The 20,132-nt window shown below is 70.5% G+C and carries 19 protein-coding genes, 1 tRNA gene and 2 pseudogenes; 8 read left to right on the top strand and 14 right to left on the bottom strand.

The features are described from left to right. The first annotated feature begins 45 nt into the window (after nucleotides 1-45). Nucleotides 46-528 carry a GNAT family N-acetyltransferase gene (locus SH922_RS16405; protein WP_393058701.1) on the top strand — a complete coding sequence of 161 codons (483 nt, stop codon included), beginning with the start codon at nucleotides 46-48 and terminating at the stop codon, nucleotides 526-528. On the opposite strand, the gene SH922_RS16410 is transcribed toward SH922_RS16405, so the two are convergent. Together SH922_RS16410 and SH922_RS16415 are read right to left on the bottom strand one after the other, a co-directional pair. Further along, nucleotides 525-1,343, bottom strand: coding sequence for an alpha/beta fold hydrolase (locus SH922_RS16410; RefSeq protein WP_393058702.1), 819 nt, complete (start codon nucleotides 1,341-1,343; stop codon nucleotides 525-527). The genes SH922_RS16405 and SH922_RS16410 overlap by 4 nt on opposite strands. Beyond that, a complete protein-coding gene (locus tag SH922_RS16415) occupies nucleotides 1,340-2,134 on the bottom strand; it encodes an SAM-dependent methyltransferase (RefSeq protein ID WP_393058703.1) in 795 nt (264 codons plus the stop codon). The genes SH922_RS16410 and SH922_RS16415 overlap by 4 nt, the downstream gene beginning before the upstream one ends. A 56-nt stretch (nucleotides 2,135-2,190) precedes the next feature. On the opposite strand from SH922_RS16415, the pseudogene SH922_RS16420 reads away from it, so the two are divergent. Next, nucleotides 2,191-2,756 (top strand): annotated as a pseudogene (locus tag SH922_RS16420) (aldo/keto reductase); the annotation flags it as partial. Nucleotides 2,757-2,807: 51 nt separating this feature from the next. Here SH922_RS16420 and SH922_RS16425 read toward each other — a convergent pair. Together SH922_RS16425 and SH922_RS16430 are read right to left on the bottom strand one after the other, a co-directional pair. Then, nucleotides 2,808-3,722, bottom strand: a complete 915-nt coding sequence (locus SH922_RS16425) for a MarR family transcriptional regulator (RefSeq protein WP_393058704.1) — start codon at nucleotides 3,720-3,722, stop codon at nucleotides 2,808-2,810. Nucleotides 3,723-4,102: 380 nt separating this feature from the next. Then, complete coding sequence (locus SH922_RS16430; protein ID WP_393058705.1) at nucleotides 4,103-5,152, bottom strand: aldo/keto reductase; 1,050 nt, start codon at nucleotides 5,150-5,152, stop codon at nucleotides 4,103-4,105. A 109-nt stretch (nucleotides 5,153-5,261) separates the two neighbouring features. Between SH922_RS16430 and SH922_RS16435 the strand changes: the two genes are divergently transcribed. The 3 genes from SH922_RS16435 to SH922_RS16445 all read left to right on the top strand — a co-directional run bounded on the left by SH922_RS16435 (nucleotide 5,262) and on the right by SH922_RS16445 (nucleotide 7,984). Then, nucleotides 5,262-5,684 carry a MerR family transcriptional regulator gene (locus SH922_RS16435; RefSeq protein WP_393058706.1) on the top strand — a complete coding sequence of 141 codons (423 nt, stop codon included), beginning with the start codon at nucleotides 5,262-5,264 and terminating at the stop codon, nucleotides 5,682-5,684. Between the two features lie 177 nt (nucleotides 5,685-5,861). Continuing rightward, on the top strand, nucleotides 5,862-6,728 hold the full coding sequence (locus SH922_RS16440) for a YwqG family protein (protein ID WP_393058707.1): 867 nt from the start codon (nucleotides 5,862-5,864) through the stop codon (nucleotides 6,726-6,728). Beyond that, complete coding sequence (locus tag SH922_RS16445; RefSeq protein ID WP_393058708.1) at nucleotides 6,728-7,984, top strand: hypothetical protein; 1,257 nt, start codon at nucleotides 6,728-6,730, stop codon at nucleotides 7,982-7,984. Before SH922_RS16440 ends, SH922_RS16445 begins: the two co-directional genes overlap by 1 nt. A 62-nt stretch (nucleotides 7,985-8,046) precedes the next feature. Here SH922_RS16445 and SH922_RS16450 read toward each other — a convergent pair whose 3' ends face one another. Further along, nucleotides 8,047-8,466, bottom strand: a complete 420-nt coding sequence (locus SH922_RS16450) for a hypothetical protein (protein ID WP_393058709.1) — start codon at nucleotides 8,464-8,466, stop codon at nucleotides 8,047-8,049. Nucleotides 8,467-8,739: 273 nt separating this feature from the next. After that, nucleotides 8,740-9,351 (bottom strand): TetR/AcrR family transcriptional regulator, encoded by a 612-nt coding sequence (locus tag SH922_RS16455; RefSeq protein WP_393058710.1) that lies wholly within the window; start codon nucleotides 9,349-9,351, stop codon nucleotides 8,740-8,742. 144 nt (nucleotides 9,352-9,495) lie between these two features. Between SH922_RS16455 and SH922_RS16460 the strand changes: the two genes are divergently transcribed. Both SH922_RS16460 and SH922_RS16465 read left to right on the top strand, forming a co-directional pair. Next, on the top strand, nucleotides 9,496-10,230 hold the full coding sequence (locus SH922_RS16460) for an SDR family NAD(P)-dependent oxidoreductase (protein ID WP_393058711.1): 735 nt from the start codon (nucleotides 9,496-9,498) through the stop codon (nucleotides 10,228-10,230). A gap of 33 nt (nucleotides 10,231-10,263) precedes the next feature. Then, nucleotides 10,264-10,887: an NADPH-dependent F420 reductase gene (locus SH922_RS16465; RefSeq protein WP_393058712.1), complete on the top strand. Its 624-nt coding sequence runs from the start codon at nucleotides 10,264-10,266 to the stop codon at nucleotides 10,885-10,887. Nucleotides 10,888-11,098: 211 nt separating this feature from the next. Here the strand turns inward: SH922_RS16465 and SH922_RS16470 are convergent. From SH922_RS16470 to galU, 7 genes and pseudogenes are all read right to left on the bottom strand, one after another. Beyond that, nucleotides 11,099-11,172, bottom strand: a tRNA-Ala gene (locus tag SH922_RS16470). 98 nt (nucleotides 11,173-11,270) lie between these two features. Beyond that, nucleotides 11,271-12,419: pseudogene (gene glpR, locus SH922_RS16475) on the bottom strand (gephyrin-like molybdotransferase receptor GlpR). 163 nt (nucleotides 12,420-12,582) lie between these two features. After that, nucleotides 12,583-13,215 (bottom strand): GNAT family N-acetyltransferase, encoded by a 633-nt coding sequence (locus SH922_RS16480; protein ID WP_393058713.1) that lies wholly within the window; start codon nucleotides 13,213-13,215, stop codon nucleotides 12,583-12,585. 17 nt (nucleotides 13,216-13,232) lie between these two features. Next, nucleotides 13,233-13,751 carry a molybdenum cofactor biosynthesis protein B gene (locus tag SH922_RS16485; RefSeq protein WP_393058714.1) on the bottom strand — a complete coding sequence of 173 codons (519 nt, stop codon included), beginning with the start codon at nucleotides 13,749-13,751 and terminating at the stop codon, nucleotides 13,233-13,235. Further along, nucleotides 13,748-14,248, bottom strand: coding sequence for a cyclic pyranopterin monophosphate synthase MoaC (moaC, locus tag SH922_RS16490; RefSeq protein ID WP_393058715.1), 501 nt, complete (start codon nucleotides 14,246-14,248; stop codon nucleotides 13,748-13,750). The genes SH922_RS16485 and moaC overlap by 4 nt, the downstream gene beginning before the upstream one ends. A 122-nt stretch (nucleotides 14,249-14,370) precedes the next feature. Beyond that, on the bottom strand, nucleotides 14,371-15,681 hold the full coding sequence (gene glp, locus SH922_RS16495) for a gephyrin-like molybdotransferase Glp (protein ID WP_393058716.1): 1,311 nt from the start codon (nucleotides 15,679-15,681) through the stop codon (nucleotides 14,371-14,373). A gap of 4 nt (nucleotides 15,682-15,685) precedes the next feature. Continuing rightward, nucleotides 15,686-16,588, bottom strand: coding sequence for a UTP--glucose-1-phosphate uridylyltransferase GalU (gene galU, locus SH922_RS16500; protein WP_393058717.1), 903 nt, complete (start codon nucleotides 16,586-16,588; stop codon nucleotides 15,686-15,688). A gap of 83 nt (nucleotides 16,589-16,671) precedes the next feature. On the opposite strand from galU, the gene SH922_RS16505 reads away from it, so the two are divergent. Beyond that, on the top strand, nucleotides 16,672-17,280 hold the full coding sequence (locus SH922_RS16505; RefSeq protein ID WP_393058718.1) for a 5-formyltetrahydrofolate cyclo-ligase: 609 nt from the start codon (nucleotides 16,672-16,674) through the stop codon (nucleotides 17,278-17,280). A 67-nt stretch (nucleotides 17,281-17,347) separates the two neighbouring features. Here the strand turns inward: SH922_RS16505 and SH922_RS16510 are convergent, their stop codons facing one another. Beyond that, nucleotides 17,348-20,098: a penicillin acylase family protein gene (locus tag SH922_RS16510; protein WP_393058719.1), complete on the bottom strand. Its 2,751-nt coding sequence runs from the start codon at nucleotides 20,096-20,098 to the stop codon at nucleotides 17,348-17,350. Between the last annotated feature and the right edge of the window lie 34 nt (nucleotides 20,099-20,132).

Raw genomic sequence — 20,132 nt, forward strand, 5'->3', positions numbered from 1 at the left:
GCACGATACCGACCCCATCGCCCGCATACATGTACGATATGCCGCATGATTATCCGGCCGCGCCCCTACGATCACCCCGACGCCGTCAAACTCAACGATCTCGTGCAGCTCGAATACGCCGAGCGCTACGGGGACGAGGGCGACATCACACCGCTGGACGCCACGATGTTCGACCCGCCGCACGGGCTGTACCTGCTCGCCTACGACGCGTCGGACCGCCCGGTCGCCACCGGCGGCTGGCGCTCGCAGGAGCGCAACGCCGAGGGCTACTCGGACGGTGACGCCGAGCTCAAGCGGATGTTCGTGATAGCCGAGGGACGCGGCCAGGGCCTGGCCCGCCGCATCCTGGCCGCCCTGGAGGCCGACGCCCGCGCGGCGGGCCGTACCCGCATGGTGCTGGAGACCGGCGACCAGCAGCCCGAGGCGATCGCGTTGTACCTCTCCAGCGGCTACACGCCCTGCGAGAAGTTCGGCCACTACCGGACGTACGACAGCAGCCGCTGCTTCGCGAAGCCGCTCCAGTCCTAAGCCCCGCCCACCCCCGCCAGGAACCCCGCCAACGCGTCGTTGAACGCCTCCGGCCGCTCCAGGCCGGGCAGGTGCCCGGCCCCCTCGACCACGACCAGCTCCGCGCCAGGGATCAGCCCGTGCAGGACCCGGGCCTCCGCGACGGGCGTGTAGACGTCGTCCGCGCCGACGACGACGAGGACCGGCACCCCGGCCCCGGCGAGCGAGTCACGGTAGTCGGGCCGCTCGGCCCGGCCCCGCAACGCGGCCGCCGCCCCCTCGGGAGCGGTGGTCCGCATCATCCCCAGGACCTGCGCGGCGACTTCGGGCAACGCGGTGACGTTGTACGGGGCCAGCATCTTGTCGATCACCTCGTCCGCGTACCCGTCCATCCCCTCGGCGAGCAGCCGGTCGGCGAGGCGGTTGCGGAACGCCTTGCCGTCCTCGGTCTCGGCGACCGGGGACGTGTCGGCCAGGACCAGCGCCGCCACCCGGCCCGGGTAGGAGCGGTGGAACTCCATGGCGATCTGCCCGCCCATCGACACCCCGCCGACGACGGCCCGCGCGATGCCCAGGTGGTCCAGCAGCGCGGCGATGTCGTCGGCGAAGTCCGCGAACAGGGTGCGGCCGGGGACGACGCCGCTGGCCCCGTACCCCCGCAGATCCGGCACGATGACCCGGTACCCGGCCGCGACCAGCGCGGCGGTCTGCGGCTGCCACATGGTCCGGTTGAACGGATGCCCGTGGACGAGGACGACGGGCGGCAGATCCCCTCCCGGCCCCTGGTCGTCGTACCCGAGCAGGGTGCCGTCCTCCGCCGTGAACCGGCTGCTCACCGGACCACCCGCCCGACACCCACGTAGAAGCCGCTGCGCTCGACGGCCGGCGCCGGATCCTCCTGGTACCACTCGGTCGCGGGGACGAGCCCCGGCTCGACGAGCTCCAGCCCCTCGAAGAACGGCTCGACCTCGGCGCGCGTACGCATGCGCAGCGCGATGGCGCCCTTCTTGTACGCCGACTCGGTCTCCTGCTTCAGCTCCGGGTGCTGATCGGCGGTGCCGTGCGAGAGGGCCAGGTAACTCCCGTCGGGCAGTGCGTCGACCAGGGTGCGGGTGATGCCGTACGGGTCCTGGTCGTCCGGCAGGAAATGCATCAGCGCGATCAGCGACAGGGCGATGGGCCGGTCGAAGTCCAGCAGCTGCGCCGCCCGTTCGAGGATCGCCCCCGGCTCCCGCACATCGGCGTGGAGGTAGTCGGTGGCACCTTCCGGCGTGCTGACGAGGAGCGTCTCCGCGTGGCGCAGGACGATCGGGTCGTTGTCCGCGTAGACGATCCGGGCGGTCGGCGTGATCGCTTGGACGATCTGGTGGAGGTTGGGTTCCGTGGGGATGCCGGCGCCGATGTCCAGGAACTGGTCGATCCCGCCGCGCGCCAGCCAGGCGGCGGCCCGGTGCATGAACGCCCGGTTCCGCGCGGCGTTCCCGCGCGTCTCCTCCGGCAGCGTCTGCGCGAACTGCTGGTCCACCGGGTAGTTTTCCTTGCCGCCCAGGAACCAGTCGTAGACGCGGGCAGGGTGAGGCCTGCTGGTGTCGATCCGGGGCTCGGGTTCGGGTATGCCTGCCGTCACTGGTCGCTCCTCGATGCGGAGAGTCTGACGATCGGGTAAACGCTTTCAGCCTAAGGGCTGTCCCGCTCGCCGAGACCGTCGAGGCGCTCGGGGAGCTGAGCGCGGCCGGCACGGTCGGGCTGCTGGGCGCCAGCAACCACGCCGTCTGGCGGGTGGAACGCGCCCGGGCACTCGCGGCCGCGGCCGCACTGCCCGGCTACGAGGTGCTCCAGTACCAGCACAGCCACCTGCGCCCCCGCTTCGACGTCCCCAGCCCCCTCTTCGAGGACGGCAGCCTGGGCCACGCAGGCCCCGAACTGCTCAGCTACCTGCGCGCCGAAGAGGACCTGACCCTGGTCGCCTACTCTCCGCTGCTCGCCGGTGCGTACACCCGCCCGGACAAGCCGATCCCCGAGGACTACGACCACCCCGGCACTCCCGCCCGGCTCGCGGTCCTGCGCGAGGTCGCCGCCGAGACGGGGGCGGGCATCAACCAGGTCGTCCTGGCCTGGCAGATCGGCGGCCGGCTTCCCGTCATCCCGCTGACCGGGGCGTCTTCGGTGGCCAGCTGAAGGAGAACCTGGCGGCGGTGGACCTGGAACTGACGGACGAGCAGCGGGCGCGGCTGTGCGGGGCGCACTGAGGCCGGGGGAATCCGGCGCTACTCGCCCCCCCGCATGAGGAATCGCACCCGTCAGCGCAGGGTCAGTTGCTCGCGAAGCCGCTTCACGTGGGCCCGGATGTCGCGCTCGATGCCGGGTTCGTCCGAAGGCGCCCGGTCGGCGGCGGGGGCCGGGACGGGTTGGCGGCAGGGGCCGCACAGCCCGTCGCGGAACGCTTCGACCCTGCCGGGCGCCCCGCATTCGGTGCACTCGATCATCAGGCGGGGTGCGGAGTCGCCCGACGCCGCGGGTACCGGGGCGGCGGGACGACGGGGCGGGAGCTTGGTGATGAGGCGGCGCCTGACGAAGCCGAGGGGCGTGTCGACGGTCTCGGGCAGCCCGGCGGTGAGGGTGTGGATGAAGTAGTCGGTGTCCACGCCGCGTGCGAACCACTCGGCGGCCATCTCTTCCAGCTCCGCGCAATCGTCCTCGGAGAGTCCCAGGCGTTTGTCGGTGGGGCCCAGTTGTGTCAGGGCGAGGAAGGCGGGCGATGAGCCTTCCGGGGCTGCGTCCCGGGGGATGCCGGTGCGCTGCTGCGGCACGGGCAAGGCAGGCACGGGCGCGGCGGGCACGGGCGCGACGGGTTCTTCGGGTGTGGCAGGGGCGACTTCTTCGGCTGTGGCCGGGGCGGCGGGCTCGGCCGGGACCCATGGCGGCGGGGGCGCGGTCGACGGGGCGGATGCGACGGACGCGACGGACGCGACGGACGCGACCACAGGCTGCGGCACGCATCGGCTCTGTTCGGCGGCGAGGAAAGTGCTCCACCACTCGTTGTCGCGGGCCGTCCGCGACCAGAAGGTGCGGGTGACCCAGCGGAGGTTGTCGCCCTCGCCGGTCGCACACCTCGCCTGGCGCAGATGACCGGCCACGCCCAGGGCCCGCAGCGCGCTGCCGACGGCCATCTGCCCGTACAGCGGCTGGCACTTGGCGAGCGACTTGATGTTCATGGCCGCGCCCTCGGGGAGCGTGTCGACGTATCCGGCGATGTACCGCTCCCGCTCCGGCAGACACGCTGCGGACCGACGTCACCGCAGTGGCCCTCGTCGATCCCCCGACCCGTGGTATCTACGCGATCGGACCACGCCGCGACCCCCACCCCTGCGCGGCGCCCCTCCTCGACCTGCTGGCCACAGCCGTCGCGGCGGCCCGTCCGCCCCGAGCTGCTCACCTGCCTGCCGAGGCGGACGCCCACGTCGCGCACGCCTCCCAATAGCGTCGAAGAGCCCCATCGCTGCCGAAGAGCCCAGCCGGGTCCCCCCGGCAGCGATTGAAGACCGCCCCCGTCTCCTGCGTGACCGTGGCCCGTCGGGAGGGGCAGCCGTCGGCCTCAGCCTACCGCTCGTTCGGCGAGCGGGCGGCGCCGCAAGGCGGTCTCGGTCAGCGAGCGCGGCGGGAACGAGGCGGCGGGGTTGTACAGATTCGTCCCGGGCGGCACGATGGCGTCGATCCGGTCGAGGGTCGCATCGTCCAGGGTGAGCGCGGCGCCCTTGAGCAGGTCTTCCAGCTGCTCCATGGTCCGCGGCCCGATGATGGCCGAGGTGACGGCGGGGTGGGCCACGGTGAAGGCCACAGCGAGCTGGGGCAGGGTGCAGCCGATGCTTTCCGCGAGTTCGGCGAGCTGTTCCACGGCGTCGAACTTGGCCGCGTTCGCGGCCAGCGCGGGATCGAAGTTCGCCGGCCGGATCGCGGCCCGGCCGGTTGCCAGGTCCGTGGGCCTGTCCTTGCGGTGCTTGCCGGTGAGGAACCCGAAGGCCAAGGGGCTCCAGACCAGTACCCCCATGCCGTAGCGCTCGCAGACCGGCAGGAGCGAGGACTCGATGCCGCGGGCCAGGATCGAGTAGGGCGGCTGGTCGGTGCGGAAGCGTCCCAGGCCGCGACGCTCGGATACGTGGTGAGCCTCGACGATCTCCTCGGCCTGGTAGTTCGAGCAGCCGAACGAGCGGATCTTCCCCTGGCGCACGAGGTCGTCGAGGACGGAGAGTGTCTCCTCGACGTCGGTGGTGTGGTCGGGGAAGTGCATCTGGTAGAGGTCGATCCAGTCGGTGTTCAGGCGCCGGAGGCTGTCCTCGACCGCCTTGAGTATCCAACGCCTGGAATTTCCACCACGGTTGGGGCCCTCGCCCATCGGGAAGTGGGCCTTGGTGGCGAGTACGACATCGTCACGGCGCCCTCGCAGCGCCTTGCCCACGATCTCCTCGGACTCACCCTGGCCGTACATGTCGGCGGTGTCGACGAAGTTGATGCCCTGGTCGAGGGCGGTGTGGATGATGCGGGCGCAGTCGTCATGGTCGGAGTTGCATCCGTCCTGGAACATCATGGTGCCGAGGCAGTGGACGCTGACCTCGATTCCGGTCCTGCCAAGGGTGCGATAGCGCATGGTGGTGCTCCCTTACTAACCGATCACGCAGGGCGACAGGAGCGTCGGCCGCACGAGGCACCCTAGGAACTAGAGCCCTCTCTAGATCAACCCCGTTACCCTGGGCGGCATGGTTGAGGTCGCCGCAAGCCTGAGCATCGGGCAGGTCTCCGAACGCACCGGCTTGAGCGTTCACGCTCTGCGCTTCTACGAGCAGGAGGGCCTCTTCATCGATGCCGTGCGCCGCGGGCCTGGCGGGCGCCGTGTCTACCGCCAGGACGACGTGGACTGGCTGACCGTCTGCATCATTCTCCGCGCCTCCGGCATGCCCCTGACCGTGCTTCGCCGATACACCGACCTCGTCAGAGAAGGCAACGACAACGCGGAGGAACGGCTCGCACTCATGCGTGAGCACCAGGAGCGGGTCACCGCCCAGATCGGCAGGCTCACCGAGTCCCTGGACCTGATCAGGTTCAAGGTCGGGGTGTACGAGGACCTTCTCGACCAAGGCGACGCCGCTGTCGAGCAATGCCACGGTCCGTCCCTCGGCTGACGAAGCGCGCACGCCACGCGCACTCCCGGGGCGCACGAAGATCGCTTCCCGAGACGGCAGAGATCGCTTTCCGTTCCGGATGGACGTGGACAGCCTGCGGCCGGCCGGCCGCAGGCTGCGCGTGCTGAGGGAGGGCCGTCAAGGCCTCTGTCCGTGGTGCCGTGGATGATCGGGCATATGACCCATGGTTCCCGAGACGCCTTTCGCTCTCTCGCCTTGCAGCATCTGTCGCCCGAGGACGCTGAGAAGTGGCTCGCCCTGCTTCGCCCCGGTGTGCGTCTTGCGGTGGCAACCGGCTCTGACGACGTGGTGGGCCGGCTCGGTGGCCTGCCGGCTTTGCCGGCTGCCTCGAAGTGGCCGGTGTGGGAGGGGCACGGCCCGCTCTCCTTCGTCGCCTCGATCGACTGCGCGCGCCTGCCGACGGCTGCGCTGGACATAGCTCTGCCCGCCACGGGAACACTGCTGTTCTTCTATTTCGACGGGCAGTTGGACGACGGCGACGCTCTCGTTCTGGCCGAGGACCGGGAGAGCTGGGCGGGCGCCCGCGTGCTCTTTGTGGCAGCGGACGAAGAGGTGGCGGAGCGTGGCACGCCTGAAGGACTCAAGCCGTATCCGGCGGTGCCGCTGACCGCTCGGACGGAGATGACGGCGACGGAGCCCTGGCATCCGTCCGTACGGGCCGCCTTCGCGCCGGATGCCCCACTGGGAAACCGGTACGACCATCCCGTCTGCTCGCAGGAGTTCCTCGACGCGCTGTGGGAGTTCGACGACGAGGTGGGGCACCGGATCGGCGGCCACGCTCATTCGGTGCAGAACCCGGTCGAGATCGAGATCGCGGAGGCGGTCCTGGACGGAGAGGTGTCCTGGGACGATCCCCGGCTGTCCGAGGAGGCGGGCGGCTGGGTGCTGCTGGCCCAGTTCGACAGCGAGGACGCCGCAGACATGATGTGGGGCGATGCCGGAGCCCTGTACTGGCTGATCCGCCCGGAGGACCTGGCGGAGCGGCGCTTCGAGCGGGCGATGTTCACCTGGCAGTGCGGCTGATGGCCGCGGCACCTCCCTCCTGGGGAGTCGAGTACACGCTGAGCCTGCCGGGTGAGGGCGCCGCCCGCGACGCTGCGGCTGAGCTGTCCGTGATGGGGCACCGTCTGACGGCGGTTCGCGTCCACGATCACTTCCGGTTCGTTCCGTCGAGCTTCTGGTACGACCAGCCGTCGATGGACCCGGAGTTGGAGGGGTGGTGGCAGGTCTTCTCGCTGGCCGTCCACAGCGGGTACGAGCGGATGGCTCTTGAGCCGTTCCTCCGGAGTGAACGGATTCGGGTCGCCCATGTGGCCCGTGCCCACGGCGGTTTCCCGCAGGGGTGCGCCGAGGGGCATGCTGTGACGCTCGAAGAATTCTTCACACGGGACGGCCTGGTCCATGAGCAGGCCGACGCCCACGTCGCCGTTCCGAGCCCTCTGCCCAGGGATCCCGCACGCCCTCCGGCCGGCCCGCCCTGGAAGCGCAGTGAGATCGGTGGGCCCGCAGACGTGGTCCAGGCCGTGGTGGCGGTCGCAGAGCGCATGTACGGCAGTGCGGAAGATGCGCCGGATGCCGTGGGGTGGCTGCTCGATGAGGAGTTCGCGTTCGGTGAGCCCTACGCGTCGACGGGTGACTTCCTCGGTGATCTCGCGGACGCGGTGGCCCACCAGGGCACCTGCACGGACGCCACCGTCGAGGCCGTCCCGTTCCTCGTGGAGCTGATCTGCGACGAAAGCGTCGCGCCCGGCAGCCGGTTGGTACTGCTCGGCGACCTGTTGCGGCTCGCTGCTTCGGGGCCGGCGGCAGCGGTCTCCCTGGCCGATCGCATCACCGCACTGGGAGGTGCCTGGGAGGAGCCTCCGGCTGAACACCTGACACGCCGGGCCATCGGCAGCGGGCTGCCGAGGCTGCTGTCCCGCTGGGAGGGAGAGAGTGACGGCGTCCGGTTCGCTCTCGCCGCCCTCACGGCGCTCTGTGGCCTTCATGACCAGCGCGCACTCTCAGGGCCGGCCGCTCTGCCGGCTCCAGCAGGCAGCTCCCGCGCCGATGTCGCATCGCTCGTGGCAGCGCTGCTCAACGACGACCGAGAGGGCTTGGCAACTGCGCTGGACCGGCTGGCATCCTGGTCGCCCGGCATCGCCGAGAAGGCCGCCGGCCCGCATGTGGATCCTCGGACTCTGGGACTGGCAGTCCTTCCGGACCTCGTCCTCGAGGACGTGACCTCAGGAATCGCAGCAGAGAGTGATCTGCCCCGGCTGCCGACTACGTCGACGTGAAGAATGACGACGCGTACTACTACCTCGCCGCCCGGGCGCGACGACAACGGTGTCGCGCGTTGCTAAGCGTCGCTCGATGGCGATCGGAAGCCGGCCACGATCTCGTGTGCGTACTGATCCTCGGGGCCGAGGTCCTGGACCGCGCGATGGGCCTCCTGAACCCGATTCGTCTCGCACAGCAGCCGGACAAGGACGTAGAGCGCGTCCCTGTCGCCCTCTTTCGCGCGGCCGCGAAGCGCCGCCTCCATCCCGTGCTCACGAAGCGATCTGTTGAGTTTCCGCCGTGCATGGACATCCGTGAGGGCGAGTTCCGTGAGTTCCGGGAACCGCCCCGCACGGGCGAGCAGATCCATATGCCACAGATGGTTGCTGTGCATGTGGTGATCGGCGGAATAGCACTCGGCGCGGGCGCTCACCAGCGCGATGGCCGCACCCCAGTCGCTGAGCTGTTCCGCTGCCTGGGCCCGCTCGAACCACTCCACAGGGCGAGTATCGCGTAACCCTGTCCCGTACAACGCGGTGGGAGTGGTGGCCGATGAAGGTCCGCGAACCGCCTCACGCACCCGGACCGCCCCGAACCATCCCGAATCGCCAGGCCGACGATCGCCCCGTCGGAAACCCTCGGGGTCGCCGGTTCTCCCCGGCGTTCGCGAAAGCCGGCAGGTCCGGGCCAGGTGCCGGGCGGCCGGTGTCGCGTACCAGCGGGTGCAGCCGCGCAACCGGCAACACGTCCAGCCCGACTGCGGAGTGCCAAGTCAACTTGGCACTTCCTCCGGTCGCCGGTCCTCGCCGGCGGTGGCGGGGATGGCGGTGTCGATGAGGACGGCGGCGATGGCGGCGGCGGCGGGGAAGGCGTCGGCGTTGAGGACCCGGGTGCGGGCCGCGGCGCCGTCGATGAGCAGTGCGAGCTGCTCGCCGAGCTGTTCAGGGTCGGCGGCGCCGGCTTCGCGGGCGGTGTCGGCGAGCCGCGCGGCGACGGCCTTCTTGTAGTCGCGCGCGTACTGGGATGCGGGGTGCTGGGGGTCGTGGAGTTCGACGGCGGCGGCGATGTAGGGGCACAGGGGGGTGGTGGCGGGGATGTCGAAGGCGGCGAGGAGCCGTTCGCGGGGCGTGAGGTCGGTGCGGTCGAACACGCCGGACAGCACGGAGGGGTCGAACCGGCGAAGGTACTCGGCGACGAGTTCGTCCTTGCTGCCGAAGTGCTGGTAGGCCGTGCGCTTGGACACCTGGGCCGTCGCGCAGAGCTGGTCCATGCCCGTGCGGTTGATGCCCTGCTCGCGGAACAGTTGCTGGGACGCGCCGAGGATGCGCTCGCGAGCGCCCCGGCCGCGGCGGCTGCCCGTGGGGCCCTTCTCCAACTCCGTCATGAGCCCATCGTACCGCAGCTAGGTAACGACTGGTGTACATAGTTTGCGCCCCTGCCGCCCACCCACTACCGTAAGAACACAGGGCGGTATACATAACACCGTCACTCCGGGTACACGCGGCATCACCGAACTAATGGAGCAATCATGGGAAAGCTTGACGGCAAGGTCGCGGTCATCACCGGCGGCACCACCGGCATGGCGCTGGCAGGCGCGAAGCTGTTCGTCGACGAGGGAGCGCACGTCTTCATCACCGGCCGCCGCCAGGACGCCCTGGACGAGGCCGTGCAGCAGATCGGCCGCAACGTCACCGGCGTCCAGGGCGACGCCGCCGACCTGGACGATCTGGACCGCCTGTACGACACCGTCAAGCGGGAGAAGGGAAGCCTCGACGTGCTGTGGGCCAGCGCCGGCGGGGGCGAGCCCGCCCCGCTCGGCGAGATCACCGAGGCCCACTTCGACGCCGCGTTCCACCTCAACGCCCGCGGCACCCTGTTCACCGTCCAGAAGGCCCTCCCGCTCTTCAACGACGGCGGCTCCATCCTCATGACCGGCTCCAACGCCTCCCTCGGCGCCTTCCCAGGCTGGAGCGTCTACGCCGGCAGCAAGGCCGTCCAGCAGGCATGGGCCCGCGTCTGGCTCAACGAGCTCAAGGACCGCCGCATCCGCGTCAACGTCCTGACCCCCGGCCAGGTCGCCACCGCCAAGCAGGCAGAGCTCTTCGACGAGGCCACCAAGCGCCAGTTCGAGTCCCTCATCCCCCGCGGCCAGATGGGCAGCCCCGACGAGATCGCCACCGCCGCCCTCTTCCTCGCCTCCGACGACTCCAGCTACGTCAACGGCATGGAACTCGTCGCCGACGGCGGCACCACCGCCCTCTGAACCCCACAACACGCAACCAGGACGGGACATCTCATGAGCAGCATCAGCATCATCGGCACCGGGAACATGGCCCGCACCATCGGCGCGCGAGCGGTAGCCGGCGGCAACACCGTCGAGATCATGGGCCGCGATCAGGCCAAGGCCGACGACCTGGCCAACACTCTCGGCGGCAGCGCCACGACAGGAGAGTGGGGCACCGCCCCGGCCGGGGACATCGTCATCGTGGCCCTGCTGCACGACGGTGTCGTGCCGTCAGTGGCCCAGTACGGAGACGCGCTCGCGGGCAAGGTCATCGTCGACATCAGCAACCCCTTCAACTCCACACTCGACGGGCTGACCCACCGCGAGCAGACCTCGATCGCGCAGGAAGTCGCCAAGACGGCCCCGGCAAGCGCCAGCGTGGTGAAGGCGTTCAACACCGTCTTCCGCCACGTCCTGGAGAAGGGCCGGCCCGACGTCTTCATCGCCGGCGACAGCACGCACGCCAAGGCGCGTGTCGAGGCGTTCATCGAAAGCCTCGGGCTGCGCCCGCTCGACGTCGGCGGCCTCACCATGGCGCACTGGCTGGAAGGAGCGGGCGTGGTCACGGTGGGCCTGGCCAACCACGGTGTGGGCAACCTGGACTTCGCCCTCGGCATCACCGAGCTTCCCGCCTGAGCAAACGGTTGACGGAGCCTTTTCGGAGCGGTTGCCGATCGGAGGACGGAGCCGGCGTGAGGGTGGGGGTACGCACAAGACCACCCGCCGCGCCCTCAAGAAGCTGGGCAAGCACCTGGGCACACAAGATCAGATCCAGCTACTGCGCTTCGTGCCGTACAACGCCAAAGAGCCCCTACCGGGTTTCCCCGGTAGGGGCTCTGAGCTGCGGTGGACCTGTGGGGATTTGAACCCCAGACCCCCTCGATGCGAACGAGGTGCGCTACCAGACTGCGCCACAGGCCCTTGCAACGAGTGAAACTTTAGCACCCCGACCGGGGTGCTCGGAAATCCGTTCCGCGCTGGTCAGCCGAGTCGGTGTCGCAGCGGGCGGGGCGGGCGTCTCACTCGTTGGCCGCGCGGGGGCGGTCGTCCTCGTCGTACTGGTCGAAGAGCGGGGTCCGGCCCCGTTCGCGGGCGCGGCGGGACTGGGCGGAGCGCTGGCGTGGCGCCGGGTCCACCGGGGTCGCCGCGGGCTGCGGGGCGGCCGACTGGGTGGGCTCGGCGGTGCTGGAGCGGGCCGCGCTCCAGGTCTCCGGGTTGCCGACCTCGATGCCGCCCGTGGCGCGCGGGGCGACCGGGGCGGTGACGTAGGTGGGGAGCGGTACGGGGACGGGCTCCTAGCTGTCGCCCTGGACCCGGCCCCGCTCGCGCTGCTGGTCGACCCACTCCGCGTGATCCGTCTGCTCGACCAGGGCGCGGCGGCCGGCCTCCTGCGGGGAGACCGTGGGGGTGGGCTCGGGGGCGGGGTGGCGGGCTTCGGGGTCCTCGTCGGACTCCGCGGGAGCCGTCGCGGCCGGCTGGTGGCGGCGGGGGCGGCTCTCGCGGAGCCGTTGCGCCGCGACCTCTGCCCGGCGCCGGTCCATGGTGAAGGCGAACCTGCGCCGCTCCTGGGCACGCAGATGCACGATGTACGTGCTCAGCAGCACCGCGGGAACCGCGGGGGCCCAGAGGAGGCGGAGGCCGCCGACAGCGGCGACTACTGCGCCGAGCGTGAACCCGAGGAAGAGGATGACCGTGGTGCGGCGACGGCGCGCGAGGACCTGTAGGCGCTGCGCACGCCGGGCGCGCTCCGCGTCGATTCCGCCGGGGCGTGGACGCCGGGCGGGGGCGGAGGAGTCGGAGGAGGGCGCGGGCCGCTCGCGGGCCGGGCGCTCCAGGGCAGAGTGCTCCGGCGTCCGAGCCGGGTCGTGCACCCGGGCCTCGGTGTGCGCCGGAGGCGCGGAAAAGCCCCGGACGTCGACGGATTCCATTCGGTCCGTGACTGCGTCCGGGTCGGCGTCGGGCGCCGCCTCCTCGTCGGTGCGCTCCCGCAACTCCTTGGCGTACCGGCGCTCCATCGCCGCCCGTCCGGACAGCAGCCGGATGGCGGTGCTGAAGCGTTCCGTCGGACGGGCCTCATTGAGCTCGTCCTGCCTGCGGAGCCACATCGGTACCAAGTAGGCGGCCCAGGCCCCGACAATGACTGCGTAGATCAGGCCGCTGCTGCTCACATCTCACACCGTAGAGGGGTTTGCGTGGAGGCATCCGCCAATTGGCGCGGTGTGTCGCACGATCTGGCTGATATCACGGACTTTTTTTGTGATTGTTCGGATCAACAGTCGACGTTTGTGCGTTCGTTAGCAGTCGCCGCCCGATCAATTTCGAACATATATTTCATTTCGCGCGGTGCTCAGGATGCTCCGGTCGCTCCGGTCGGCCCGGACGCGCACGGTGCCACCTCCGGAGCAGGCCGTCAGGCACCTCCTCCGCGGTGAGCGCGTAGATCAGATGGTCCCGCCAGGCTCCGTCGATGTGGAGATAGCGGGGCCGGAGCCCTTCCTCACGGAATCCGAGTTTCTCGACGACCCGACGGCTGGGCCCGTTCTCGGGGCGAATGCAGACCTCGATGCGGTGCAGTCCGACCGCGCGGAAACAATGGTCGACGGCGAGGGCGACCGCGGTCGGCATCACGCCCCGGCCCGCGACCTCCTGGTCCACCCAGTAGCCGACGTGGCCCGAGCACATCGAACCCCAGGTGATCCCGGCCACGGTCAGTTGACCGACCAGCCGTCCCTCGTACTCGATGGCGAACGGCAGCATCCGGCCGGCGTTGGCCTCGGAGCGCAGATGGCGGACCATCTGGCGGTAGGTGGGGCGCTGGGCCACCGGCCCCCCGGGGGCGGGCGGGGGCACGGTCGCCTCCCAGGGGCGCAGCCAGTCCCGGTTGCGCCGGTTGACCTCGCGCCACATGCGCTGGTCGCGCGCCTTTATCGGCCGGAGGGCGACATCGCCGTCCACCAGGATCACCGGCCAGGTAGGGACGTTCAGCTCGGGCTCCCCGGTCGGGGGTGATCGCCGCCGCGGAGTTGCTCGACGGCGTGCACCAGGAGTCGGCTCAGGACCGCGAGCCCGTCACGCACCCCGCCGGTGGAGCCGGGCAGGTTGACGATGAGCGTACGTCCGGCCACGCCGGCCACACCGCGCGAGAGCGCGGCCGTGGGGACCTTGTCCCGGCCCTCCGCGCGGATCGCCTCGGGGATGCCGGGGACCTCGTGGTCAAGGACGTTGAGGGTGGCCTCGGGGGTTCGGTCGGTGGGCGAGATACCTGTACCGCCGGTGGTCACGATGACGTCGTACGCGGCGGCCACCCCGTCCCACAGCGCCTGCTGGACCGGGTCGCCGTCGGGCACGACCCGCGGCCCGTCGACGATGAAGCCGAGCCCGGACAGCGCCTCGGCGATCAGCGGCCCGCCCTTGTCCTCGTAGACCCCGGCGGCGGCCCTGTTCGACGCGGTCACCACGAGGGCGCGGTAGCCGGCAGCATCCGGCTCCTGGACGCTCATGCGTCCGCCCCGCCGGGCGCCGTGCGCCGGTAGTCGCCGGACTTGCCGCCCGACTTCGCCTCGACCCGGATGTCCGTGATGACCGCGGACTTGTCGACGGCCTTGATCATGTCGACGACGGTGAGCGCGGCGACCGACACCGCGGTGAGGGCCTCCATCTCCACGCCCGTGCGGTCCGTCGTCTTCACGGTGGCCGTGATCTCCACCGCGTCGTCGGCCACGCCGAGGTCGACCGTGACGCCGGAGACGGCGAGGGGGTGGCAGAGGGGGATGAGGTCCGGGGTGCGCTTGGCGCCCATGATCCCGGCGATGCGCGCGGTGGCGAGGGCGTCGCCCTTGGGGACCCCTTCGCCCCGGAGCAGCTCGATGACACGCGGCGAGACGAGGACCCGGCCACTGGCGCGGGCGACGCGCGCGGTGACGTCCTTCGCGGAGACGTCGACCATGCGGGCGGCCCCCGCCTCGTCGATGTGCGTCAGCCTGTTCTGCGTACTCAACTAACTCCGCCTAGCGGTAGGGCGCCGGTTGCCCCGGTGCTGCACCGGGGTGCAGGTCCGGGGTCCGGGGGGTGTCCCCCGGAAGGCACAGCGGCAGATACCGTACCGCCACCCGGCGCCGGTCAGCGGAGCAGGATCACCTCGGTGTCCGCGCCGGGCTCGGCGGAGGTGACGTCCTCGGGCAGCACGATCAGTGCGTCCGCCTGGGCGAGAGCGGCGATCAGATGCGATCCGGAACCGCCGACGGGGGTGACGGTGCCCGCCTGGGCGTCGTACGTACCGCGCAGGAACTGCCGCTTGCCGGCCGGTGAGGACAGGGCCTTGTCGGTGACCAGTGACGCCCTGGCGGTCGGGCGTTTCACGTCGGGCAGGCCCATCAGGGTGCGGATCGCGGGCCGTACGAACAGTTCGAAGGAGACGTAACTGGAGACCGGATTGCCCGGCAGCGCCAGCAGCGGGGTGTGGTCCGGTCCGATGGAGCCGAAGCCCTGCGGCTTGCCGGGCTGCATGGCGAGCTTGCGGAAGTCGACGCCGCTGCCCGGCTCGTCCTCGTCGCCGGCCGGGGACAGGGCCTCCTTGACGACGTCGTACGCGCCCACGCTGACGCCGCCGGTGGTGACGACGATGTCGGCCCGGATCAGCTGGTCCTCGATCGTGGCCCGGAGCGTCTCCGCGTCGTCGGAGACGGCGCCCACCCGGTAGGCGATCGCTCCGGCGTCGCGCGCGGCGGCCGTCAGCGCGAAGCTGTTCGAGTCGTAGATCTGGCCGCCGGTCAGTTCCTCGCCGGGCTGGACCAGTTCGCTGCCGGTGGAGATGACGACGACGCGCGGCCGGGGCCGCACCTTCACCGTCGAGCGGCCGATCGCGGCGAGCAGGCCGATCTGGGGCGGTCCCACCACCGAGCCGGCGCGCAGCGCCAGGTCACCCGGCCGCACGTCGCTGCCGCGGGCCCGGACGTGGGCGCGGGCCTCGGCCGGTCGGTGGACGCGGACCTCGCCGCGCGAACCCTCGGGGGCGTCGCTGTGGGCGAGCATCGTGGCGGCGGGCCCGCCGCCCGTACCGCCGTCGGTCCACTCGACCGGGATCACCGCTTCGGCACCGGCCGGGAGCGGGGCGCCCGTCATGATGCGGGCGGCCTCGCCCGGACCCACGCGCTGGTCGCCGAGGAGGCCGGCGTCGCCCGCCGCGACGTCACCGATGACGGTGAGGACGGCGGGGAACTCCTCGGTGGCGCCCGCCACATCGGCGACGCGGACCGCGTAGCCGTCCATCGAGCTGTTGTCGAAGGGCGGCAGGGCGATCTCGACCACGACGTCCTCGACCAGGACGCAGCCCTGGGCCTCGGGCAGTTGCAGCTCGATGGGTTCGAGCGGCCTCACCGCGGCGAGGATGTCTTCCAGGTGCTCGTCCACCGACCAGATCGTGCTGCTCAAGGTGCTACATCTCCTCGGTGACGTAACTGCGGAGCCAGGTCCGGAACTCCGGGCCCAGGTCTTCACGTTCGCACGCGAGTCTGACAATGGCACGGAGGTAATCGCTCCGGTCACCGGTGTCATAGCGGCGGCCCTTGAAGACCACGCCGTGCACCGGGCCGCCGGCCTTCTCGTCCTCGGCCAGGAGCTGGAGGGCGTCCGTCAGCTGGATCTCGCCGCCGCGGCCCGGCTCGGTCCTGCGCAGTATGTCGAAGACCGCGGGGTCCAGGACGTATCGGCCGATGATGGCGAGGTTGCTGGGCGCCTCGGCCGGTTCGGGCTTCTCGACCAGGCCGGTGATCCGCACCACGTCACCCTCGGCGGTCGGCTGGACGGCCGCGCAGCCGTACTGGTGGATCAGCTCCGGCGCGACCTCCATGAGCGCGATGACGCTGCCGCCCTCGCGCTCCTGGATCTCCACCATGCGCGCCAGCAGCGGGTCGCGCGGGTCGATCAGGTCGTCGCCGAGGAGGACCGCGAACGGCTGGTCGCCGACGTGCGGAGCCGCGCACAGCACCGCGTGGCCCAGGCCCCTCGGGTCACCCTGGCGGACGTAGTGCATGGTGGCGAGGTCGCTGGACTCCTGGACCCTGCGCAGCCTTTCGGCGTCGCCCTTGCGGGTCAGTGCCGACTCGAGTTCGTAATTGCGGTCGAAGTGGTCCTCCAGGGGACGCTTGTTGCGACCGGTGATCATCAGTACGTCGGAGAGTCCGGCGGCGACCGCCTCCTCGACGACGTACTGGATGGCAGGCTTGTCGACGACAGGCAGCATCTCCTTGGGAGTGGCTTTGGTGGCCGGCAGGAAGCGGGTACCGAGGCCCGCCGCCGGGATGACGGCCTTGCTGATCCTGAGGTTCGACTGGGTCATGCGCAGAACATTAACCGGCGCAGATGGGCGGAAGATGAGCCTCCGGTTAACTTTGTACTCAAATATGCCGGTACGAGAGATCCATGGGTGCCCCGTTGAACACCGACATGTCCGCAAAGAGCCTGCTGCGGCGTGAACTGCTCGCCGCCCGCCGCCTTCTGACTGATGAGGACGTCGAACGGGCCGCCGCGGTTCTGGCCCTTCGCGCACTCGAACTCCCGGAGGTCGCCGGGGCCCGTACGGTCGCCGCGTACGTCTCGGTGGGAAGCGAACCGGGGACCCGCGCCCTGCTGGACGCGCTGCGCACGCGGGGCGTACGCGTCCTGCTGCCGGTACTCCTCGCGGACAACGACCTGGACTGGGCGCCGTACCAGGGAGCGGCCGGCCTCAGGAAGGCCGGGCGCGGGCTCCTGGAGCCCGACGGGGCGCGGCTCGGACCCGACGCCGTCCTGGACGCGGACGTGGTACTGCTCCCGGGCCTCGCCGTGGACGGGCGCGGGATGCGGCTCGGCCGCGGCGGCGGCAGTTACGACCGGGTGCTGGCGCGTCTCGCGGCGGCCGGGGCACATCCCGCGCTGATCGTGCTGCTGTACGACGACGAGGTGGCCGCGCGGGTCCCGGAGGAACCGCACGACCACCCCGTGGACGCCGTGGTGACACCGGCCGGCCCGCGGCGCTTCGGCGACGGCTGAAGGTCCGCGGACAGCGGCCGGCCCGCGGCACTCCAGAGGCTGCCTCCGAAGGTCCGCGGGCCCGCCCCTAGGGCTTCAGCGTCAGCGTGTCCGTGGTCGCCGCGGACACCGCGTTCGTCCCGAAGGACCAGTCGAGCAGTTCACCGTTGACCCACTTGTCGGTCTGGTCGGTGTAGTGCGCGCTGAACGCGTGCCCGGAGGCGCCGGTGAGGTTGATCCAGCGGGACTTGTCCCAGTCCCCCACGTTGACGACCATCCGCATGGACGGGACCCAGACGACCTCGTAGCCGCCTGCCGCGTTCCAGCCGGTGGCGTTCACCGCGGCCTCGCCGCCGCCCAGGTTCCAGGGGCCTCGGTTGAGCGCCCTCTGGAGCAGTCCGGGCCCCTCCGTACCGAGGGTCTGGTTCTTCAGGGTCAGCTGGTGCAGCCGGCCCCAGCTCCAGGTGGTGATGTCCTTGCCGAGCTCGGCCGTCAGCTCCCAGCGGGCGTCCTCCATGGCGCGGGCGAAGAGCTCCTCGCGGTTATCGGTCGCCTTGTCCTTACGGTTCGCCGGCGCCTTCCACCAGTCGCTGTCCGGCTTGTCCATGAGGTTCTCGACCACCTGGTACCAGCGGTCGCCGCCGTCCGGCTGCGCGGAGTCGGGTTCGCGCTGACCGCATTCGCGTACCAGCTTGTCCTGCTCGTCGAGCGGACCCGAGCTCTTGGCCGGGGGCACGTTCAGGCACTCGCCCTCGACCCGCATCTCCTTGGGCAGCTTGTCGCCGAAGGCCAGCTTGAGGATGTTGCGCCAGACCGCGTTGAAGTACGCGGCGGCCGCCGAGTCGGCCTCCTGGGTGTAGTCCCAGCCCTCCAGCAGCTTCTGCGCCTCGCGGACGTCCTTGTCCGAGATGTTGATCTTCATCAGCTCGGGCACCAGCAGCGCGGCGATCTCGCTGGTGTTGTCCATCTGCATCTTCTGCATGTCTTCGGTCGAGATCTTCCCGCCGCCCTTGATCTTCGACTCGACGAGGTCGTTGATCCGCTGACTGCGGCTGCCGTAGCCCCAGTCCTTGGTGAGCATGTACGGGTACTTGTCCTCGTCGATCACGGCCTGGTTGGCGGTGACGATGTAGCCGCGCTTCGGGTCGTACTCGTACGGCAGCTCGCCGAACGGGATCGGGTCCTTCTTCCAGCCGTACGCCGAGGACCAGCCGGGGCTGGGCATCGTGCCGTCACCGGACTTGCGCTCCGGGATCTTCCCCGGCGCCTGGTAGCCGATGTGGCCCTTGGTGTCGGCGTAGATGAGGTTCTGCGAGGGAACCTCGAAGTGCTCGGCCGCCGCACGGAAGGAGGCGAAGTCCTTGGCCCGGTTGAGCTCGAAGACGGCGTCCATGGAGTGACCCGGCTCCAGCGCGGTCCACTTCAGCGCCACCCCGTAACCGTCCGCCCGGTCGGGGGCGGCATTGCTTACGGGGGCCTTCTGGCCGACCTTCTCCAGCTCGCTGCTGCGGTCGGAGACCAGCGGACCGTTGTTGGTCTCGCGCACGGTGATGTGCCGGCTCTTGCCGCCCGCGACCTTGATGGTCTCCTCGCGGACGGTGAACGGCTTCACCTTGCCGTCGTACAGGTAGCCGTCGCCCGAGACCTTCTCCAGGAAGAGGTCGGTGACGTCGGCGCCGAGGTTGGTGAAGCCCCAGGCGACGTCCTGGTTGTGGCCGATGATCACACCGGGCATGCCGGAGAAGGTGTAGCCGGCGGTGTCGTACTTGCAGGTCGCCGAGACTGCGCGGCAGTGCAGCCCCATCTGGTACCAGAGCGAGGGCAGCTGCGGCGCCAGGTGCGGGTCGTTGGCGAGCAGCGGCTTGCCCGTGGTCGTGTACTGCCCCGAGACCACCCAGGAGTTCGACCCGATGCCGGTGCCGTTGGGGCCCAGCAGTGCGGGGATCTCGTCGAGGGTGTCGGAGAGCGCGCCGAGCTGGGCGGTGAGGCCCTGGGTGGCGCCCTCGGCGGTCGCCGAACCGACGCCGTCGGACGGCGTGGCCTGCGGGTCGAACTTCCCGGTGACCGAGGAGATCGCGCCCTCGCTGACGATCGGCTTGTGCTTGTCGTACGGGTAGGGCGGGTACAGGTCCTCGATCTGCTTCGCGTCGAGCCGGCTCGTCATCAGCGAACGGTCGATCTCGTCCTGCATGTTGCCGCGCAGGTCCCAGGCCATGGCCTTCAGCCAGGCGACCGAGTCGACCGGGGTCCACTCGGTGGGCTTGTAGTCGTTGGTGAAGCCGAGGGCCGCGTACTCGACGGAGATGTCCTTGCCGTCGCGGTCCTTGAGGTAGGCGTTCACCCCGTCCGCGTACGCCTGGAGGTTCTTCTTGGTCTCGTCCGACAGGACGGTGTCGTACTCCTCCTGCGCGACCTTGCGCCAGCCCAGCGTGCGCAGGAAGGAGTCCGTCTCGACCTGGCCGGAGCCGAACATCTCGGAGAGCCGGCCGGCCGTCATGTGACGGCGGACGTCCATCTCCCAGAAGCGGTCCTGCGCCTGGACGAAGCCCTGGGCGCGGAACAGGTCGGCGTCGGAGTCCGCGTAGATCTGCGGGATCCCGTAGCTGTCGCGTTTCACCTCGACGTTGCCGTCGAGTCCGGCGAGCTGGGCCGTCCCGTTCGTCTGGGGGTACGAGGCGCGCACTGTGGATACGGACCAGTACGTTCCGTAACCGACACCCGCGACGAGCGCCAGCACCAGAACGATCACGATCAGGCGGGCGCGGCGCCCCTTCTTCTTGCCGGTCCCGCCGCCGGCGGTACCGGTGGAGCCGGAAGAGGCGGTTGTGTTGGCGGGCATCGCTGTCCTTCGAGGGGCAGGGTGGTCCTGGGAG

This window comes from Streptomyces sp. LN549 (genome assembly GCF_043203805.1).
Lineage (GTDB): Bacteria > Actinomycetota > Actinomycetes > Streptomycetales > Streptomycetaceae > Streptomyces.

Excerpts from the sequence above, each read along its gene's own strand:
- SH922_RS16405 (WP_393058701.1), top strand. The coding sequence starts at position 46 with ATGATTATCCGGCCGCGCCCCTACGATCACCCCGACGCCGTCAAACTC.
- SH922_RS16425 (WP_393058704.1), bottom strand. The coding sequence starts at position 3,722 with ATGAACATCAAGTCGCTCGCCAAGTGCCAGCCGCTGTACGGGCAGATG.
- SH922_RS16430 (WP_393058705.1), bottom strand. The coding sequence starts at position 5,152 with ATGCGCTATCGCACCCTTGGCAGGACCGGAATCGAGGTCAGCGTCCAC.
- SH922_RS16435 (WP_393058706.1), top strand. The coding sequence starts at position 5,262 with ATGGTTGAGGTCGCCGCAAGCCTGAGCATCGGGCAGGTCTCCGAACGC.
- SH922_RS16440 (WP_393058707.1), top strand. The coding sequence starts at position 5,862 with ATGACCCATGGTTCCCGAGACGCCTTTCGCTCTCTCGCCTTGCAGCAT.
- SH922_RS16445 (WP_393058708.1), top strand. The coding sequence starts at position 6,728 with ATGGCCGCGGCACCTCCCTCCTGGGGAGTCGAGTACACGCTGAGCCTG.
- SH922_RS16455 (WP_393058710.1), bottom strand. The coding sequence starts at position 9,351 with ATGACGGAGTTGGAGAAGGGCCCCACGGGCAGCCGCCGCGGCCGGGGC.
- SH922_RS16460 (WP_393058711.1), top strand. The coding sequence starts at position 9,496 with ATGGGAAAGCTTGACGGCAAGGTCGCGGTCATCACCGGCGGCACCACC.
- SH922_RS16465 (WP_393058712.1), top strand. The coding sequence starts at position 10,264 with ATGAGCAGCATCAGCATCATCGGCACCGGGAACATGGCCCGCACCATC.
- SH922_RS16485 (WP_393058714.1), bottom strand. The coding sequence starts at position 13,751 with ATGAGCGTCCAGGAGCCGGATGCTGCCGGCTACCGCGCCCTCGTGGTG.
- galU (WP_393058717.1), bottom strand. The coding sequence starts at position 16,588 with ATGACCCAGTCGAACCTCAGGATCAGCAAGGCCGTCATCCCGGCGGCG.
- SH922_RS16505 (WP_393058718.1), top strand. The coding sequence starts at position 16,672 with ATGGGTGCCCCGTTGAACACCGACATGTCCGCAAAGAGCCTGCTGCGG.
- SH922_RS16510 (WP_393058719.1), bottom strand. The coding sequence starts at position 20,098 with ATGCCCGCCAACACAACCGCCTCTTCCGGCTCCACCGGTACCGCCGGC.